The following is an 18985-nucleotide window of genomic DNA, read 5'->3' on the forward strand; positions in this document are numbered from 1 at the left end:
TCAGCCTAACGTCGGCTCGCAGTTCACTGGGAAATTCACCGAGTGAGCGATGTAGCAGGCATCGTGCGCCAGTTCGTGCAATTCGGCATATTGCTCGGCGGTAGGCTGCTTCTCACCGCTGAATGTCACCTGCGGACGCAGCGTAACGTCCAGCATCGCCATTTTTCCCGCCGCGTTCACCCCCATCGTCCCCACCGCGTGGTCCTGATAGTCATCCACGCAGAAGCGTTTCTTGGCCGCAATGGAAAGAAACCACAGCATATGGCAGCTGGACAGCGAGGCTACCAGCGCTTCTTCGGGATCGACCGCATCCTCCAGCGAAAAAGGCAGCGGAACGACATGAGGTGACGACGAGGCACGCAGCGTAATCCCACCGTCAAACTGCCACTGATGCAGTCGACTGTAGCGGTTATCAATAAAATCTTGCCCATCGCGTTGCCAGCAGATTGAAGCACGGTATTCAGACATGGCCCAGTTCCAAGTGTTGTGACAGATTAAGTGTTGTGACAGATTCAGCGTTATGAAAAATTCAGGTGTTGTCCGACGACTTAACGCTTCTCTTTCGGCGCAGCACGCCCAACGTGACTCTCCAGCCCTCTCAATAGCGCAGCAAGGTTAGCATCAAGAGAAGCCAGAACCTCGGCAGGCAGCACCGATAACACCTGACGCTCATTCTCAATGTGTGCTTCAACGGCGCGGTTAATCAGTTCAAGCCCCGTGCCGGTGAGTTGCACGAGCATGCTGCGCGCATCCTGTTCGTTCTGCACGCGTTCAATAAAGCCGCGGGTTTCAAGGCGTTTGAGTCGATGAGTCATGGTGCCTGATGTCACCATCAGCGCGGAGAACAGCTCCGTCGGGCTAAGGCAATGCGGCGCACCTGCACGCCGCAGCGTAGCCAGCATATCAAATTCCCAACTGCTCAGTTCAAATCTGGAGAAACAGGCTTCCAGTCGCAGTTCGATGAACGCGGCACATCGTCTGAGGCGTCCAATCGGTCCCATGGGGCTGGCATCCAGATCGGGCCGTTCGCGCCGCCACTGTTCAAGGATGGCATCTACCGCATCATATTCGCGTTCGCTGGTTTGATTTTTCATTTATCTTGACTTCAAGGTAATTAATCAACACTATCATAATATCTTGAATTGAAGGTAAAGTCATGAACACTACATCCTCACCACACTATTGGCGTGACGTCATACTCACGGCGCTGGCTCCCGCGATTTGGGGATCTACCTACATTGTGACATCAGAAATTCTGCCACCGGATCGTCCCTTTACGGCGGCGCTTATCCGCGTGCTGCCTGCGGGTCTACTGCTGCTCTTATTCACTCGCCGCTTCCCCGCCCGGCGAGACTGGTGGCGCGTGCTTGTGCTCGGCGCTTTGAATATCGGCGTTTTTCAGGCACTGCTGTTTGTCGCCGCTTATCGCTTGCCTGGTGGGCTGGCGGCGGTACTTGGTGCGATCCAACCGCTGCTGGTGATGGTGTTGGTCTGGGCCGTGGATCATCGCGCGCCCAGACTGGCTACGCTGTGGTCGGCGATAATCGGTGTGGTCGGCATGGCTATTTTACTGCTGTCGCCGCAGACGACATTTGAGCCCGTGGGCGTTGCGGCCGCACTGCTGGGCGCGGTCTGTATGGCGACGGGAGTCTGGTTAACACGTCGCTGGCAACTTGATTTACCCGTGCTGCCACTGACCGGCTGGCAACTCTTCCTCGGCGGATTGATGCTGGCACCCGTTGCGTGGGTAGTCGATGCGCCTCTGCCTGCGTTAACGCTGTCGCAATACGCCGCCTATATCTATCTCTGCTTGGCTGGTGCTGTGATCTCTTATGGGCTGTGGTTTCGTGGCATAACCCGTCTGCCGACAATTGCCGTTGCCTCATTGGGATTATTGAGTCCGTTAACTGCCGTCGTGCTGGGTTGGGTGTTACTTTCACAGTCGATGGCCGGTACGGCGTTTCTGGGTTTGGCAATCGTCTTAGCCAGCGTCTTCGCCGTGCAATGGACGACGGTACGAAGCAAGTAATCGACTGAGCAGCCGATGACGATCGTTGTTGGTGGGGAAAGATGAAAAGGAAGGCATTAAAATGGCGGCGTTATGATAACGCCGCCATTTTTATCATACTTAGCGACGGTTACGTACTAACTGGTAGCGACGCGTCAGGTACTCGACCGGTGCGCTCCAGATGTGAACCAGACGGCAGAACGGGAACAGAACGAACAGCGTCAGACCCAACACGATGTGCAGCTTGAAGATCAGCGCGACACCCGCCAGATGCTCAGATGCTCCACCCTGGAAGAACGCCACGCTCTGCGCCCAACCGACCAGTTTTAGCATTTCACTGCCGTCCATATGCTGTGCAGAGAACGGGATGGTCAGCAGACCCAAACCCGCCTGAATCACCAGCAGAGACAGAATGAGAATGTCGCCAACGCTGGACGTGGCACGAATGCGTGGGTTGGTCAGACGGCGTTTTAACAGCAGCACGCCTCCGACAAACGTCAGCAAACCTGCCGCACCACCGCCGAACATCGCCATTTTCTGTTTTACATCCATTGGCAGGAAGGCTTCGTACATCCAGTGCGGCGTCAGCATACCGAGGAAGTGCCCAGCAAATACGCCCAGAATCCCCAGATGGAACAGGTTAGACGCCAGACGCATCCCTTTCTTATCCAGCATTTGGCTCGAACCTGCGCGCCAACTGTACTGGCCGTAGTCATAACGCAACCAACTGCCAATCAGGAAAATCGCCATCGCCAAGTAGGGATAGATATCAAAAAAGAACACATTAAAATAGTTCGTGATTGCACTCATTAGCGTTGCCCTCCCGCCGATGTCGCGTCAAGATTCAGATATTGCGGCACCACCGCGCCAGCGAAGCGGCGTTGGTGTTGCGTTTGTTGGGCCGATGCGCAGCCTTCTTCGCCGAGGAACTTAACCTGTTCCTCTTCCCACACGGCATCCAGCGCCTGCGGCGTGTCGTCACGCGCTTCGTCAGCCACCTGATGTGTGACATCGTCACTTTTCAGTTCACTACCGGACAACGCCAACAACAGATCGAACAGCACGGCATAGCTGCTGTCACGCTGCTGCAAACGCGCGCCAATCAACGCCAGAATCGGCGCGATGTCGAGTAAACCCGCGCGACTCTGCGCGGGCTCCAGACGAGAAAGGTACTCAAGATACAGCGGCAGGTAGTCCGGCAGCTCACGGCAATCCAGTGCCAGACCAGCGTCCTGATACTGCTGCATGAGATCGACCATCGCCTGACCACGATCGCGAGACTCACCGTGAACGTGTTCGAACAACAGCAGCGAGGTCGCCCGACCGCGGTCAAACAGGCCGCTATACTCCGCCTGTTTGTCCAACAGATCCTGCGCACACAGCGTGTTGATGAACTGCATGAGCTGATGACCCTCACGCAACGGTAAAGCATCAGCCTGCTCTACCGCTTCGATCAGCTCAGCTCTGTTTTCCCACAGCTCGCTATCGGGATAGTCCAGCAGGCGGGCAATAATCCGCAGGCTAATCATGGTTCGTCTCCCGCATGATTTTGCTGTTCATGTCCCGCGTTTTACTGCTGACATCAATGGCATCAATACGCTTGCTGTTGAACAGGTTGAATTTAGTATCGCTGCCGTGGCAACCATCGCCAAAGCTGAAACCGCAGCCTTTGCTTTCAGGGAAGGCTTCACGCGCCAGTTCACGATGGCTTGATGGAATCACGAAACGGTCTTCGTAGTTAGCAATCGCCAGATAGCGGTACATTTCCTGCGCCTGCGCTTCAGTCAGCCCAACCTGCTCCAGCGCGCTGGTGTCGATTTTGCCTTCTACGGTTTCTGCTCGTTTGTAGTGGCGCATCGCCAGCATACGTTTCAGCGCCAGCAATACGGGCTCGGTATCGCCTGCGGTCAGCAGGTTCGCCAGATATTGCACTGGGATACGCAGGCTTTCGACGTCCGGCAATACGCCAGTGTGCGCCAATTGACCCGCATCCGCGGCAGACTGAATCGGTGACAACGGCGGCACGTACCACACCATCGGCAGCGTGCGGTATTCTGGGTGCAGCGGCAGCGCCAACTTCCAGTCCATCGCCATTTTGTACACCGGTGACTGCTGTGCCGCTTCAATGACGCTGTTTGGAATGCCATCTTTCAGGGCTTGTTCAATGACTTTCGGGTCGTGCGGGTCAAGGAACACATCCAGTTGGCTCTGGTACAGATCTTTCTCGTTTTCCACAGAGGCCGCTTGCTCGATGCGGTCTGCATCATAGAGCAACACGCCCAGATAGCGGATACGCCCAACGCAGGTTTCTGAACAGAGCGTTGGTTGACCGCTTTCGATACGCGGGTAGCAGAAAATACATTTTTCTGATTTGCCGCTCTTCCAGTTGAAGTAGATTTTCTTGTACGGACAACCGGTCAAGCACATACGCCAGCCGCGACACTTGTCCTGATCGATCAGGACGATACCGTCTTCGCCACGTTTGTAGATCGCGCCGCTCGGACAGGTCGCCACACACGCTGGGTTCAGGCAATGTTCGCACAGACGCGGTAGATACATCATGAACGTGTTTTCGAACTGGCCGTACATCTCTTTCTGCACATCATTGAAATGGACAGGATCGAAGTTCTTATCCTTGGAGCGTTTGCTGAATTCGCCGCCCAGATCGTCTTCCCAGTTCGGGCCGTTCTCGATTTTCTTCATCCGCTGACCGGTAATCAGCGAGCGCGGACGGGCGACAGGCTGATGCTTGCCTTCCGGCGCTTTACGCAGGTTCTGATAGTCGTAGTCGAACGGCTCATAGTAGTCGTCGATTTCCGGTACATCTGGGTTAGCGAAGATTTTGGACAACACGCTGATGCGGTTACCCATACGCGGTTCGAGCTTACCGCTGATTTTACGGATCCAGCCGCCCTTCCATTTTTCCTGATCTTCCCAGGCATGGGGATAACCCACGCCCGGTTTGGTTTCGACGTTGTTGAACCAGGCGTATTCCATCCCTTCACGGCTGGTCCAGACGTTTTTACAGCTAACGGAGCAGGTGTGACAGCCGATGCATTTGTCCAGATTCAGCACCATGCCCACTTGTGAACGAATTTTCATCAGGCTTTCTCCTGCTGTACCGCTTTCTGTACATAGTCCTGACCTTCATCATCCAGCCAGTCGATGCGTTTCATTTTACGAACCACGACGAACTCATCACGGTTTGACCCGACGGTGCCGTAGTAGTTAAAGCCATAAGCCAATTGGGCATAGCCGCCGATCATATGGGTCGGTTTCGGCGTGATACGGGTTACCGAGTTGTGAATACCGCCGCGCTGCTGGGTAATTTCCGATCCCGGCAGGTTAATAATGCGTTCCTGCGCGTGGTACATCATGGTCATTCCCGCTGGCACACGCTGGCTGACAACCGCACGCGCCGTCAGCGCACCGTTGGCGTTGAACGCTTCTATCCAGTCGTTATCCTCAATACCCAAATCTCTTGCATCGTCTTCGCTCAGCCAGATAATCGGGCCACCGCGACCCAACGTCAGCATCAACAGGTTGTCGCTGTACGTGGAGTGAATGCCCCATTTTTGGTGCGGCGTCAGGAAGTTCAACGCTTTTTCTGGGTTGCCGTTAGGTTTCTGATTCATCACCGGTGCAGCAGCACGGGTATCGACCGGCGGACGGTATACCAGCAGGCTTTCACCGAAGGCACGCATCCATTCATGGTCTTGATACAGCTGTTGGCGACCGGACAGCGTACGCCACGGAATCAGCTCGTGAACGTTGGTATAACAGGCGTTATAGGAAACGTGTTCGTCTTCCAAACCAGACCAGGTCGGGCTGGAGATGATCTTGCGCGGCTGCGCCTGAATGTCGCGGAAGCGAATTTTCTCGTCTTCTTTATTCAGTGCCAGATGCGCGTGGTCACGACCGGTGAATTTGCTCAGCGCTTCCCACGCTTTCACAGCCACCTGACCATTGGTTTCTGGGGCCAGAGACAGAATCACTTCTGCCGCATCGATCGCCGTTTCAATCTTCGGACGACCCGCCGCCGCACCTTCAGTCTTGGTGTAGTTCAGCTTTTTGAGGAAATCGACTTCGGTCTGCGTGTTCCAGCCGATGCCTTTACCACCGTTACCCAGCTTGTCCATCAACGGACCAAGCGAGGTGAAACGCTCGTACAGGTTCGGGTAATCGCGCTCCACCACCATCAGGTGTGGTGCGGTTTTGCCCGGAATCAGATCGCATTCGCCTTTTTTCCAGTCATCCACGCCGAACGGCTGCGCCATTTCTGCTGGGGAATCGTGTTGGATTGGCAAGGTAACCAGATCAGTTTCCTGACCAAGGTGTCCCTGACAGACGCGGGAGAAGGTTTTCGCGATGCCTTTGTAGATTTCCCAGTCGCTTTTGGAATCCCACGCCGGATCGACAGCCGCAGATAGCGGGTGAATAAACGGATGCATATCCGAAGTATTCATATCGTCTTTTTCGTACCAAGTTGCCGTTGGCAGGACGATGTCGGAATACAGACAGGTACTGGACATACGGAAATCAAGCGTCACCACCAGATCCAGTTTGCCTTCAACGCCTTGATCGCGCCATTCCACTTCTTCCGGCTTCACGCTGCCCGCCGTGCCCAGATCTTGCCCTTGAATACCGTGCTCCGTACCCAGCAGGTACTTCAGCATGTATTCGTGACCTTTACCGGAGGAACCCAGCAGGTTAGAACGCCAGATGAACAGGTTGCGCGGGTAGTTTTGCGGACTATCCGGCTGTTCAGCGGCAAATTTGATTTCGCCTGATTTCAACGCGGCAACGGTATATTCCTGCGGCGTGACACCGGCGGCACGCGCTTTTTCTGCGATATCCAGCGGGTTAACGTTCAACTGCGGTGCAGATGGCAGCCAGCCCATACGTTCGGCACGCACGTTGAAGTCAATCATGCTGCCAGTAAAGCGGGATTTATCCGCCAGCGGTGACAGCAATTCCTGCGGCGCGACAGTTTCATAACGCCACTGGCTGGAATGGTTATAGAAGAACGACGTACTGTTCATGTGACGAGGCGGACGCTGCCAGTCCAGACCAAACGCCAGCGGCGTCCAACCGGTTTGCGGACGCAGTTTTTCTTGTCCGACGTAGTGCGCCCAACCGCCACCGCTCTGACCGACACAGCCGCAGAAGACCAGCATGTTGATGATGCCGCGGTAGTTCATGTCCATGTGATACCAGTGGTTGATACCGGCACCGACGATGATCATGGAACGACCGTGCGTTTTATCGGCGTTATCCGCGAATTCACGCGCAATGCGGATGATGTTCTGACGAGAAACGCCAGTAATTTTCTCAGCCCAGGCTGGGCTGTACGCTTTCACATCGTCGTAATCGCGCGCGCAGTTGTCGTCGCCCAGACCACGATCCAGGCCGTAGTTCGCCATTGTCAGGTCATACACGCAGGCAACCAGCGCTTCGCTACCGTCAACCAGCGTCAAACGCTTAACCGGCAGTTTGTGCAGCAGGATTTCTTCTAGCGCAACGTTGTTGAAATGTTCGCTGACCGCGCCGCCAAAATACGGGAAGCCGACATCAACCACATCGTCGTGCGACCCCAGCAGGCTCAAGCGCAGCTTCACTTCTTCGCCGCTCACGCCGTCACGCTGTTCCAGGTTCCATTTGCCCTGATCGCCCCAACGGTAGCCGATCGACCCTTGCGGTGCCGTCAGGTTGCCGCTTTCATCGTCAATCGCAATGGTTTTCCACTGCGGATTGTTGTCTTGGCCGAGGTTGTCCACCAGATCGGAAGCACGCAGCATACGACCCGCCGCGTAGTAGCCATCTTCACGCGGTTCCAGCAGCACCAGCATCGGTAAGTCCGTGTATTGACGAACGTACTCGCTGAAATACTGGCTCGGTTTGTCGAGGTGGAACTCTTTCAGAATAACGTGGCCCATTGCCAGCGCCATCGCGCTGTCGGTACCTTGTTTCGGGTTCAGCCAGTGGTCGCACAGCTTGGCGATTTCAGCGTAGTCCGGCGTGACCGCAACGGTTTTGGTACCTTTGTAGCGAACTTCCGTAAAGAAGTGGGCATCCGGCGTACGGGTTTGCGGAACGTTAGAGCCCCAGGCAATAATGTAAGAGGAGTTATACCAGTCTGCCGATTCCGGTACGTCAGTCTGCTCACCCCAGGTCATTGGTGACGCAGGTGGTAAGTCACAGTACCAGTCATAGAAGCTCAGGCACACGCCGCCGAGCAGAGAAAGGTAACGCGCACCGGCTGCGTAGGACACCATCGACATTGCAGGAATCGGTGAGAAACCGATAACGCGGTCTGGGCCATAGGTTTTGGCGGTGTAAACGTTAGAGGCAGCGATCAGCTCGTTAACTTCGTTCCAGTCAGAACGAACGAAACCACCACGGCCACGAATTTGTTTGTAGTATTTGGTTTTTTCGGGGTCATTGACGATGGACGCCCAGGCATCAACCGGATCGCTGTGCGTCAGTTTCGCTTCACGCCATAGCTTCATCAGGCGCTTACGCATCATCGGGTATTTCAGGCGGTTAGCGCTGTAGAGATACCAGGAGTAGCTGGCACCGCGCGGGCAACCGCGAGGTTCATGGTTAGGCAGGTCCGGGCGGGTACGCGGGTAGTCAGTCTGCTGCGTTTCCCACGTCACCAGACCATTTTTCACATAAATCTTCCAGCTACATGAACCGGTACAGTTTACCCCGTGGGTAGAACGTACGATTTTGTCATGCTGCCAGCGACTGCGATAGCCGTCTTCCCAGTCACGATTGGTATTGAGGGTCTGGCCATGACCATCAGAAAACGGTTCGGCCAGTTGTTTGAAGTAACGTAACCGGTCAAGGAATTTGCTCATCCGGACTCTCCTGCTGCGAAGCCTGCTGGCCCCTGTCGTTATGAAATGCTCGTAGCAGACATCTGTTTTTGCTTACGACACATCGCTCAAGTTGGCGCTAGGGTATCCAGCAACCGCGTTGCCAAACTTGATAACGATCAAGAGTGTCACCCTGTGAAAAATGGAGTACACCGCCAACTACCACCAAAGAACTATTATGAAAAAATTACGTAATTAAATGATTTTAAAAGATAAAAATAAAACCATTCGTTTTGTGCTTATACTGAATTCATACACACGACTATTTAGAGGTAGTAGTCGAAAGGCGACGGGAAATTGTGCGCAAAAGAGAGATTACCTATTAGTTCTCTGTCCTTATTTTTCTGGCGTAAAAATTATGCTGAGGAGAGATCGGACTTAGGATGAGCCGCAGGGATGCGGCGAAAGCTTGCGCCACGTCGGGAACGTGTCGCAAGCGATCCGCAAAGTCCGATACCGACGAAGGCACCGCGTCAGCGGCATAATTTCCGCCGAAAGCCTGGGGTCACGGGGCGAGCGGCGTGTGAGCCGTCCCGTGTCGGGCGCGTGCTACGGAGTAGCATGAACATGACGGTATTACCGCGCACGAAACCGTCTCTTAGCCAGCATAAATAAAAATGTGGCTAAGAGACACCCAACAAAGGGAGGAACGAGGAGGCTCAACGCTTAGCGTTGCTTTCTGGCATAGAACAGCCAGGTCACCAATACGCACACTACGTAGCACACCACAAACACCTTCATCGCACCGGTAGGTGAACCCGTTAACTCAAGCGACATCCCAAAGGCTTGAGGAATGAAGAAACCGCCGATAGCGCCAATGGCCGAAATAAAGCCCAGAGCCGCTGCAGTATCTGTGGCTGCTGCACGCTGTGCGTCAGAATCATTGCCGCCTTCCGATTTAACGCGATCTGCCGTTAATTTACGGAAAATCACGGCGATCATCTGGAACGTGGATCCACTACCCAAACCGGCCGTCAGGAACAGCATCATGAAGATGCCAAAGAACATCCCGAATGAACCCGCAGAGTTCGCACTCGGCAGAGACAGGAACAACAACACCGAGAAAATCGACATCAGGATGAAGTTAATCAGCGTAACTTTTACACCGCCAAAGCGGTCAGACAGCATTCCGCCAACCGGACGCGCCAACGCCCCCAGCAGCGGCCCAAAGAACGCATAGTACAGAATCACGATGTCTGGGAACTGCGTTCTGGACAGCATGCCGAAGCCTGCTGAAAAACCGATAAATGAGCCAAATGTGGACAGATACAGGAAGCTGAGTACCCACAGGTGCATTTGCTTCAAAACCGGCAACTGCTTGCGTATCGACGCATTGGCCGTCGACAGATCGTTCATACCAAACCAGGCAGCGGTTGCAGCAATAACCAAAAATGGTACCCACATCCAGGCGGCATGATGCAGCCAAATCTGGTTGCCGTCAGGTTGCACAACGCCATTGCCGGAGAATCCCAGAATCGGCAGGAAAATCACCACTGGCACCAGCAACTGCATCACGCTCACGCCGAGGTTGCCCAGTCCACCGTTAATACCTAACGCACTGCCCTGACGTGATTTTGGGAAGAAGAAGCTGATGTTCGCCATGCTGGACGCGAAATTAGCGCCCGCGAAGCCACACATCAGAGAAATTGTGACGAAAACTCTGTAAGGCGTCTGCGGATTTTGTACGGCAAACCCGAGCCAGATACACGGGATAACCAGAATAATGGTACTTAACGTCGTCCAACGGCGACCGCCAACCATGGGGATAACGAAGGAGTAAGGGACGCGCAACAGCGCGCCGGAGACGGAAGGCAGCGCAGTAAGCAAAAATAACTGGTCTGTGGTAAAACTAAATCCGACCTTGTTTAGGTTAACGGCTACGGTACTGAAAATCATCCAGACACAAAACGACAACAGCAGGCATGGTACAGAGATCCAAAGATTACGCTGTGCTATCCGTTGTCCGCCAGATTGCCAGAATTTTGTATCTTCAGGATTCCATTCCCTTATCAGCGTGCTTTGCGATACTTTTTCGGGTGATGAAGGCTGCGTCATAAAAACCTCGATAAATAAAAACGCGGTAGAATTAAGGCGCAACATTAGGGATTACACCGCAGGTAAAGTTGATGCAAATCAACACGCTGTCAGGTAAAAAAATCGTGTAAAAATAACCACACTCCTTAATGAGTAATAAAAATAGAAAAATAAGCAACGATAATTCAAGCTGTTATATCTCTATTTTTTCTTACTGTCATATCCCCTTTCAAGGCATGGATATTCGGTGGTACTCACTAGTGGGTATGGGGTTATCATGTAGGATCGGGAAAAATGCCAAAAGGGTTATCCTTCTCGGTACTGGTTTTCTACTCCTCCAGCAGAGGTCGCTTTATTATGTTGAAACGTTTCCTGCTGCCGCTGTCGCTCGTCAATCAGGTTGCCTTATTGATGCTGCTACTCGGTTTGCTGGGTATTGCAGGTATGTCGGTCTCCAGTTGGATGTCTCAAAGCACCCAAGGGAACGCGCACGCCATTAATAAAGCGGGTTCGCTGCGTATGCAGAGTTACCGCCTGCTCTCGATGGTGCCGCTCTCTGCCGAGAATGAAATTTACCTGCGAGAACTGGAAGAAGACGAAATCAGCAGTGACCTACAGCAGGCAGTACGTCGGGAAGGGCTGAGTGAGCAATTCACTGCACTGCGCGTTTTCTGGTTGGAGAGCCTGCAACCACATCTAAGGCAGGCAACGAATTCTGCTGATGCCTCGGCGGATGTCGCCCGCTTTGTGAAACAGCTGGACGATCTGGTTTCCGCCATCGATCATAAAACCGAACAGCGGTTGAGGATGGTCACGCTGGTACAGCGCATCTTCATCGGCATCATGTTTATTCTGCTGGTCACCACGTTCTTTTACCTGCGTCGCCGCCTGTTGAGACCGTGGCGACGTCTGGTCTCGATGGGACAAGCTATTGGGCAAGGTGATTTCACCCAGCGCGTCGCCATCAACGGCCAAGATGAAATGAGTACGCTGGGACAGGTGCTGAACGGCATGTCGGACGAACTTTCCGCCATGTACCACAGTCTGGAACAACGCGTCGCCGAGAAAACAGCCGACCTGCAACAAAAAAACGATCTGCTTTCTTTCCTCTATCGCGCCAGTAGACGCCTGCATACCGGTGCACCGCTGTGCAGCCGACTGATGCCGATCCTGAACGAACTGCCGTCGTTGACCCCGCTGCGCAATATTCAACTGCGGCTGTATGAAGATAACAATCAGGAACAGTTTCACCAGTTTAGCGATTGCAGCCAGTCGCAGCCGGATCACTGCCCGGATAACAGCTGTCAGAGTTGCGGTATGCAGGTAAAGCGGGAAGAACTGCCAGGTGAGCCTCACTGCTGGGATCTGCATGACAAGCACGGACAATACGGCGTCGTGTTAGCCACGCTGCCGGGCAATACTGTACTAAGCCGCGATCAAAATCAGTTACTGAATACGTTGTTGGAACAGTTGACCAGCACGCTGGCGCTGGAGCGTCAATCCAACCATCAACAGCAGTTGATGCTCATGGAAGAACGCGCCACGATTGCCCGCGAGCTGCACGATTCTATCGCCCAGTCCCTCTCCTGCTTGAAAATTCAGGTGAGCTGCCTGCAAATGCAGGGCGGCGATTTGCCACCCGCATCGCAGCAGCTGTTGACAGAAATGCGGGAAGAGTTGAATACCGCCTATCGCCAACTGCGTGAGCTGCTGACGACGTTCCGGCTGAAGCTGTCGGAATCTGGTTTACTTGCCGCGCTGCGAGCGTCGGTCGATGAATTCGGCAAGCGACTGGGTTATCCCATCGAATTACATTACCGCCTGCCGCCGCAGTCGGTCTCCGCTCATCAAGGCATTCACGTCCTGCAAATTGTGCGTGAAGCGCTGAGCAATATTTATAAACACGCGCAGGCCACACAGGTCGATATTACGCTGCAACTGCGTCAGGGTTACATTGAACTCAGCGTAGCCGACAACGGCATCGGTATTCCTGATGATGCTAGCCGCGCCAACCACTATGGACTTATTATCATGCGCGACCGTGCACGGGGTTTGCACGGCGAATGCATTGTTCGACGCCGGCCGTCGGGGGGTACTGAAGTCAATGTCAACTTCCTCTCCGAATACCGTCACCGGCTGCCATTAACAGGAGAAACTCATGATTAACGAAGATGCCGCCACCCTACTGCTGATTGACGACCATCCCATGTTGCGGAATGGTGTTAAGCAACTCATCAGCATGGACCCAGAATTACAGGTGGCCGGTGAAGCCAGTCACGGCGAACAGGGTGTCGAGCTAGCGGAACAGCTGGACCCAGATTTGATTCTGCTCGATTTGAACATGCCTGGCATGAATGGCTTGGAAACCTTGAATCGTCTGCGGGAAAAATCGCTGTCTGGCCGTATTGTCGTCTTTAGCGTATCCAACCATGAAGACGATGTGGTCAATGCCTTGAAAAATGGTGCCGATGGTTACCTGCTGAAAGATATGGAGCCGGAAGATTTACTGGCCGCGCTGCATCAGGCTGCGTCAGGGAAAATGGTGCTGAGTGAAACATTGACGCCAATTCTGGCCGCCAGCCTGCGCGAAAGCCGCCACAGCAGTGACCGAGACATTCAACTGCTCACGCCGCGCGAACGCGATATTCTGAAGCTGCTAGCCCAGGGATTGTCCAATAAAGTGATCGCCCGCAAGCTCACAATTACCGAAAGTACCGTTAAGGTTCACGTCAAACACCTGCTGAAAAAAATGAAGTTAAAATCACGGGTTGAAGCGGCTGTCTGGGTATTACAAGAAAAAGTGATTTAATCACATTGTCACAAGATACCGCGATTGTCAGCGGTACGGATAAGGCGCTCTGGCGCCCTTCCGTCCGAGCTTATCCTCGCGTGAGCGAGGATGCCGCCGTAGTTAATGAAAACAGCGTTGATGAAAATAATTGTTGGAAATACCACCAACGTCCCGCCCAATCTAAACGGTTGCTAAACGGCACCGGCATTTATAGCCATTATCCTAATTAATGTGACGTTGCTCTCGTCTAAACTAGTTAGTAATCGCATTTTTCAGCTTTTACACCGAGTTTAACGTTGAGGAACAACATGAAAAAGGTCAGTAAGGAGCGGTTTATCGGCCTGGAATGGTTACGATTTTTGCTAGGCTGCTATGTGATGATTTATCACACAGTCCACGTTTATCCCCAGCGTGAGCGCATTCCTTTCTTAAGCGAACTCACCAGCATGGGATTCTTCGCGACCAGCACGTTCTTTGTCCTGTCTGGCTTTTTGCTAGCGCATGTTTACATCAAGGACGGACGTCTGCGTGAACCTGTTCGCCAGTTCTGGGCCAAACGTTTCTTTAATCTTTATCCCATCCATATCATTGCCCTGCTGTCTTCGATTGCCGTTGTCACGCTGATGCAGTGGCTGGCCGTGCCACCGGAAGGACAAGTCGCCAGCGCGCGTTTCGTCATTTATGACACCAACGATCCCGCAGCCGATCCCGAAACGCTGCGCCATTACATGACGAATGCGCAGTTGGCGTTCAACGGGTTATTGCAGGTACTGATGTTGCAGGCATGGAATCCTTACTTCCTGACCTTCAATGCCCCGTTATGGTCGCTTTCCACGCTGTTCTTTTTCTATCTGGCGTTCCCGCTGTTGGCACCGCGTCTGTTGAACAGCCGCCATCCGTGGCTGTGGATGGGGATCGTCTGCCTGCTGTATCTGCTGCCACCGATTTGGGTAATTTGGCAACAGCAGTTCGGTATGCCGTACACCGGGCTGTTGCAGCGTGGGCCAATCTTCCGCCTGCCGGAATTCCTGGCTGGGATATTAGGCTATGCGCTGTTCCGCCATTATCGTCAAAAAGATCGCTTACCGTTGACCAAAGGCCAGCGCTACGCACTCGCCCTCTTTATTGGTGTGAATTTCCTTGTCGCCACCTGGCTGTTCACAAAAGGCGAAGCCTATTGGTACTTCTTGCTGCACAACGGCTTGCTTCTGCCGGCTCAGGTCGGTCTAGTCTGTCTCAGTGCGCTGGCACGTGAGCCTAACAGTGAATGGCTGCGGCATTGGTCTCCCCGCTTGGGCGCAGCCTCGCTGTCTATCTTTGCGCTACACGTTCCGCTCTTTAATCTGTTCCGTACGCTGGAACAGTTGGTGCGCGGTAATCCGATGGCCTGCTTCAGCGATTGGGACCAGTGCATTACCGCAGCAGGTCAGGTGCAGCTGTCCATGACGGGCTATATCATTTTCCTGCTCAGCACCGTGACGCTCTGTGTTCTCTTCCAGGAACGGATCGTGTTCCGCGTAAGGACGTTCCTGACCTCACGTTTCCTGAGCAATAACAGCGCATCCCGCACGCAGCGCACCGCATAGCGTCATCTATCGTTACACGCTCTCTGGCCTGAAACAGGCTGGGCCAGAGAGCCCCATCCCCCACACGACTCATCCCCTTTCCACCAGCCGAAAATGTGACAGCCATCGCGTTATAGCTGTTAATCATCAATAGCCACTTTTATAACTATTTACATTCTAATCAATTTTCGTTTTCGGGTAGAGCATCACTACGATTCCTGTTAATGTTTGCCGTTCCGGACTAAACCGGTTCGTTATCATCGGCTGTACGTCTTTGACGGACATCTCAATACCTGTCACCACTGTTTACTTGGCAATAATGACACTATCCAAACACGCACTCTCTTCCCTCAGCTTGGTTATCGCCCTCTCTGCTGGCATTACACAGAGCCGCGCTGACACCATTTGGCTGACCAATGGCGACCAGCTCACAGGGAAAATCACGCTGCTTGACGGCGGAAAACTCTTTATCAACACCGACTATGCAGGCTCTATTTCTGTTGCCTGGGACAAGGTGAAAACCTTTGAATCCGACCATGGTCTGGTGATTCAAGGCGAACGCTACGAAAAAGGCGTACTGTATCCGACGATCAAAGCTGGCGAAAACCGCGCCATCGTCGCGAACCCGTCGCTGGCTAACGAAGCCGCTGGCCCGCAAACATTGCCGCTTTCCGAAATCACGTCCATCGTCGCGCAGAAGCCGCTGGTGACCGATTTAGCCTGGAAAGGCAACATTGACGCCGGCATGTCGCATAAGAAAAGCTCGACAGAAACCGACAACTACGATGTGACGCTGAACACCAAAGCGCGTCACGATACGTGGCGACACAACCTTGATGCCAGCTACCATTTGGCAAAAGAGGATAAAGTCGAGAGCACCAAGAATGCGGCTGGCGAATATGCACTGGATAAGTTCGTGGATGAGAACTGGTTCTGGCAGGGTCGTTATCAGTACAAACGCGACTGGATTGAAAGCATTAAAATCAACCGCTCTTTCGGTCTCGGTCCCGGTTATCAGTTCTGGGATAACGATTTAGGCGCGTTCTCACTGACGTCGCTGGTCAACTCCCAAACCTTCGTCTACCGCGATCAGGGCGATGATGACTTCTACTCCGGTGCGATTAAGTGGGCGTACAACCGCTACCTGTTCAGCAAATCGGTTGAAGCCTTCACCAACGGTGAATTGGGTCGTTCATTTGATGGCACTGCGCCAATCTATCTGAAAGCGGATGCGGGCCTGCGCTTCAAGCTGACCGACTGGTCTTCTATGAGCATGAAAGTGTCACGTACTCGTATCGAAAGTAATCAGGGGAATGTTGACGACACGCTGTACACCATGGGTGTTGGCGTCGGCTGGTAAGTCAGTTGCTTCACATTGTCTCAAGGTGAACGGCGATCTCGTCGTTCACCTCAATACTTCCACTCATCGCGGTTTCGTTATTAACCGTTCCCTGCTGCCGCAGAACACGACTGTTGCAGGATTCTCACCCGCTGTGCCAATTCACTCACGCTTTCATCTTCCGTTCCGTGATTCTTCAGCTCTTGCTCGAGTGCAAACAGATATTGCGCATTGGTGCCGAGCGGACCGCTCGCGCACGCAATCAGCGGTGCAACGCTCTGAATGCAGGTATCATTTTCGTTGAGGGGATGCTCCGGTTCGGAGACAAACACCAGCGCCGTCAGCGGTGCGCCGTTCTTGCGATGCAGTTCGCACCAGAGCGGACGATAACAGCCCGTCAGCATTTCACGCTTCCACAGCAGCTCCAAATCTTCACGCAATGAGGTTTCCGGCAGTCGGAAAGCCAACCCCGTCGTTTGCCCGCCGGGTTTCAGCGCCAGCATCCGCCCTGGCTGCGTTAGCGTGCCGCGGCCGATGGTGAGGCGCAGGCAAAAGGCACGCTGCCACCCTGCCAACGTAGCAAGGCAGGTTTCTTCGGCGTCAAAAACCGGGTTCCACATGAGTGAACCATAGCCAAATACCCAGACAGGACAGCTATTTGGCCGGAGCGCCAGCGTCCTGTCCAACGAGTCAGCCCGCTGTTGCGGGGTGAGCAATAAGGTTTCTTCAATACAACCAAAAGACGTTCTACAATCTGCTTTCTGCAAAAAATCGCGTGTTAACACTACTTACTACCCCCAACCTTACTCTTTTGCTGCTCGTCAGATCGGCTCTCGCCCTGCGTGTAAAAACCTAACTGCTTCATCTGCTTAATTTTACAACACTATCTATATTGAGGTTATTCATTTATGGCTTTGCGATCAAGTTTGATACTAGTCACAAAAACTGAAAAAGTTCGTGATAATGTTTCAGTCACACAAGATTCAGCTTTTGTACCCTAAATAATTCGAGTTTCATGAAGGCGGCAAGAGAAGGCATCCCGATGAGCTTACATAAGTAAGTGATTCGGGTGCGTGACAAACCTGCCTTTGGCAGGTTTGAACGCTGCTTGCAGCGGCCCCAACGGGGCGAGGCACACGCCAGTGTGCTGAGTAGCGCAGCCAACGCACATGCAACTTGAAGTATGACGGGTATATCAACTAATCGGCAACTCACCGCTAGACTTGACGTATTCCTGATACAAACCTCATTTTTGTGACGTCAGGAACCTGACGAAAGCCGTATGCTTGACGTGAAAGCTCTCGACTTCAATAAAAAGTATCCACTACGACAAGAATAATAACGGGCAGACATCAAATGATAATAATTATCATCTCGTGTTATTATCATCCTTAATTTGGAATCGACTATCCACGGAGACACTGAATGGCAACGCCGCGTCAGCCTGTTTTAGTTCAGGTTAAACACATCCACGATATTTCCCCTCATTTACGCTGCATTACGTTCCATCACGACGCGCTGCGCGATTATCCGACCGAGCGATACGGTGCACACATCAAACTCTTTTTGCCTCAGGCTAGGCAGCAAAAACCGGCTCTGCCTACGATTGGCGAACGCGGCCCGATCTGGCCAGAGGGCGAAGCCCGCCCCATCGTTCGCACCTATAGCGTCCGTGCGGTGCGCCCGGAGGATGCGGAGCTGGATATGGTTTTCGCGCTGCATGAGCACGCCGGCCCTGCCGTCACCTTTGCCCGTCAGGCCAAGCTCGGCGACTGGGTCGGCATTTCGCAACCCGGTGGCCCGCTCCCGATGCTGCCGCCAGCCGCCGCTTATTATCTGGCTGCTGACCCATCATCGTTCCCCGCACTCATGGCACTGCTGGAGAACCTGCCTGATGACGCAACGGGGCATGCGGTAATCCGTGTCGACAGCGAGGCGGATAAACTTGATATCGCTAAACCAGCACAGCTTCAGTTGCACTGGATTGTCGGCGGAACGGACGCGACCGATGTATTGTTGCAGCAGTTTCAGGCACTTCCGTCGGCTGAAAATGCGTTTTACTGGTTAGCCGGTGAGGATCGCATCGTGGTTCAGCTTCGCCGCCACGTGCGTCGCGAACGCGGGTGTGAGCGAAATCAGATGTATGCTGTGCCTTATTGGCGAGAAGGGTTAAATGAAGAGGATTATCATCATAAACGTCACGATATCATGGACAATCCTGACGCATAACCACAAAAAAAACATTTGATATTATCATGATAGGGAGAAGACACGCAGATTCTCCCTTTTCATTTAAATTTCATCTCAAAGCGTAAAAATCCGTAAAAAAAACCGCACCAGCATGACAATCTGTTATCATATTGTTCG

At 53.3% G+C, this 18985-nt stretch carries 14 protein-coding genes; 6 read left to right on the forward strand and 8 right to left on the reverse strand.

Features of this window, described 5'->3' with window-relative positions; translation table 11 throughout:
• On the reverse strand, positions 1–468 hold the full coding sequence (locus tag EIP93_RS12400) for an OsmC family protein (RefSeq protein WP_103860565.1): 468 nt from the start codon (positions 466–468) through the stop codon (positions 1–3).
• 80 nt (positions 469–548) lie between these two features.
• Positions 549–1094: a MarR family winged helix-turn-helix transcriptional regulator gene (locus EIP93_RS12405; RefSeq protein WP_103970775.1), complete on the reverse strand. Its 546-nt coding sequence runs from the start codon at positions 1092–1094 to the stop codon at positions 549–551.
• A gap of 62 nt (positions 1095–1156) precedes the next feature.
• Here EIP93_RS12405 and EIP93_RS12410 point away from each other — a divergent pair, with 62 nt between their 5' ends.
• Positions 1157–2029 carry an EamA family transporter gene (locus tag EIP93_RS12410; RefSeq protein ID WP_103970776.1) on the forward strand — a complete coding sequence of 291 codons (873 nt, stop codon included), beginning with the start codon at positions 1157–1159 and terminating at the stop codon, positions 2027–2029.
• A 99-nt stretch (positions 2030–2128) separates the two neighbouring features.
• On the opposite strand, the gene narI is transcribed toward EIP93_RS12410, so the two are convergent.
• The 5 genes from narI to EIP93_RS12435 all read right to left on the reverse strand — a co-directional run bounded on the left by narI (position 2129) and on the right by EIP93_RS12435 (position 10944).
• Complete coding sequence (gene narI / locus EIP93_RS12415) at positions 2129–2818, reverse strand: respiratory nitrate reductase subunit gamma (protein WP_010276906.1); 690 nt, start codon at positions 2816–2818, stop codon at positions 2129–2131.
• Positions 2818–3537 carry a nitrate reductase molybdenum cofactor assembly chaperone gene (narJ, locus tag EIP93_RS12420; RefSeq protein ID WP_116186351.1) on the reverse strand — a complete coding sequence of 240 codons (720 nt, stop codon included), beginning with the start codon at positions 3535–3537 and terminating at the stop codon, positions 2818–2820. Before narJ ends, narI begins: the two co-directional genes overlap by 1 nt.
• Positions 3530–5110: a nitrate reductase subunit beta gene (gene narH / locus EIP93_RS12425; protein WP_103860562.1), complete on the reverse strand. Its 1581-nt coding sequence runs from the start codon at positions 5108–5110 to the stop codon at positions 3530–3532. Before narH ends, narJ begins: the two co-directional genes overlap by 8 nt.
• Positions 5110–8871 carry a nitrate reductase subunit alpha gene (locus EIP93_RS12430; protein WP_125232783.1) on the reverse strand — a complete coding sequence of 1254 codons (3762 nt, stop codon included), beginning with the start codon at positions 8869–8871 and terminating at the stop codon, positions 5110–5112. The genes narH and EIP93_RS12430 overlap by 1 nt, the downstream gene beginning before the upstream one ends.
• A 684-nt stretch (positions 8872–9555) precedes the next feature.
• Positions 9556–10944, reverse strand: coding sequence for a NarK family nitrate/nitrite MFS transporter (locus EIP93_RS12435; RefSeq protein WP_125232784.1), 1389 nt, complete (start codon positions 10942–10944; stop codon positions 9556–9558).
• A 336-nt stretch (positions 10945–11280) separates the two neighbouring features.
• Here EIP93_RS12435 and narX point away from each other — a divergent pair, with 336 nt between their 5' ends.
• The 4 genes from narX (at position 11281) to EIP93_RS12455 (ending at position 16639) form a co-directional block, all read left to right on the forward strand.
• Entirely contained in the window at positions 11281–13089 is a 1809-nt protein-coding gene (gene narX / locus EIP93_RS12440; protein ID WP_206428397.1) for a nitrate/nitrite two-component system sensor histidine kinase NarX, read from the forward strand.
• Complete coding sequence (gene narL, locus EIP93_RS12445; RefSeq protein ID WP_011093590.1) at positions 13082–13732, forward strand: two-component system response regulator NarL; 651 nt, start codon at positions 13082–13084, stop codon at positions 13730–13732. Before narX ends, narL begins: the two co-directional genes overlap by 8 nt.
• Positions 13733–14022: 290 nt before the next feature.
• Positions 14023–15300, forward strand: a complete 1278-nt coding sequence (locus EIP93_RS12450; RefSeq protein ID WP_119880054.1) for an acyltransferase family protein — start codon at positions 14023–14025, stop codon at positions 15298–15300.
• Positions 15301–15598: 298 nt separating this feature from the next.
• Positions 15599–16639 (forward strand): DUF481 domain-containing protein, encoded by a 1041-nt coding sequence (locus tag EIP93_RS12455; RefSeq protein WP_039480786.1) that lies wholly within the window; start codon positions 15599–15601, stop codon positions 16637–16639.
• 80 nt (positions 16640–16719) lie between these two features.
• Here the strand turns inward: EIP93_RS12455 and EIP93_RS12460 are convergent, their stop codons facing one another.
• A complete protein-coding gene (locus EIP93_RS12460; protein ID WP_095699630.1) occupies positions 16720–17403 on the reverse strand; it encodes a gamma-glutamylcyclotransferase in 684 nt (227 codons plus the stop codon).
• Positions 17404–18043: 640 nt separating this feature from the next.
• Here EIP93_RS12460 and EIP93_RS12465 point away from each other — a divergent pair.
• Positions 18044–18847 (forward strand): siderophore-interacting protein, encoded by an 804-nt coding sequence (locus tag EIP93_RS12465; protein ID WP_103970778.1) that lies wholly within the window; start codon positions 18044–18046, stop codon positions 18845–18847.
• The last annotated feature ends 138 nt before the right edge of the window (positions 18848–18985 follow it).

The organism is Pectobacterium versatile (assembly GCF_003932035.1).
Taxonomy (GTDB): Bacteria; Pseudomonadota; Gammaproteobacteria; order Enterobacterales; family Enterobacteriaceae; genus Pectobacterium; species Pectobacterium versatile.

What these genes read in the sequence shown, in the direction of transcription:
- EIP93_RS12400 (WP_103860565.1), bottom strand. Translation starts at nt 468, where the DNA reads ATGTCTGAATACCGTGCTTCAATCTGCTGGCAACGCGATGGGCAAGAT.
- EIP93_RS12405 (WP_103970775.1), bottom strand. Translation starts at nt 1,094, where the DNA reads ATGAAAAATCAAACCAGCGAACGCGAATATGATGCGGTAGATGCCATC.
- EIP93_RS12410 (WP_103970776.1), top strand. Translation starts at nt 1,157, where the DNA reads ATGAACACTACATCCTCACCACACTATTGGCGTGACGTCATACTCACG.
- narI (WP_010276906.1), bottom strand. Translation starts at nt 2,818, where the DNA reads ATGAGTGCAATCACGAACTATTTTAATGTGTTCTTTTTTGATATCTAT.
- narJ (WP_116186351.1), bottom strand. Translation starts at nt 3,537, where the DNA reads ATGATTAGCCTGCGGATTATTGCCCGCCTGCTGGACTATCCCGATAGC.
- narH (WP_103860562.1), bottom strand. Translation starts at nt 5,110, where the DNA reads ATGAAAATTCGTTCACAAGTGGGCATGGTGCTGAATCTGGACAAATGC.
- EIP93_RS12430 (WP_125232783.1), bottom strand. Translation starts at nt 8,871, where the DNA reads ATGAGCAAATTCCTTGACCGGTTACGTTACTTCAAACAACTGGCCGAA.
- EIP93_RS12435 (WP_125232784.1), bottom strand. Translation starts at nt 10,944, where the DNA reads ATGACGCAGCCTTCATCACCCGAAAAAGTATCGCAAAGCACGCTGATA.
- narX (WP_206428397.1), top strand. Translation starts at nt 11,281, where the DNA reads ATGTTGAAACGTTTCCTGCTGCCGCTGTCGCTCGTCAATCAGGTTGCC.
- narL (WP_011093590.1), top strand. Translation starts at nt 13,082, where the DNA reads ATGATTAACGAAGATGCCGCCACCCTACTGCTGATTGACGACCATCCC.
- EIP93_RS12450 (WP_119880054.1), top strand. Translation starts at nt 14,023, where the DNA reads ATGAAAAAGGTCAGTAAGGAGCGGTTTATCGGCCTGGAATGGTTACGA.
- EIP93_RS12455 (WP_039480786.1), top strand. Translation starts at nt 15,599, where the DNA reads ATGACACTATCCAAACACGCACTCTCTTCCCTCAGCTTGGTTATCGCC.
- EIP93_RS12465 (WP_103970778.1), top strand. Translation starts at nt 18,044, where the DNA reads ATGGCAACGCCGCGTCAGCCTGTTTTAGTTCAGGTTAAACACATCCAC.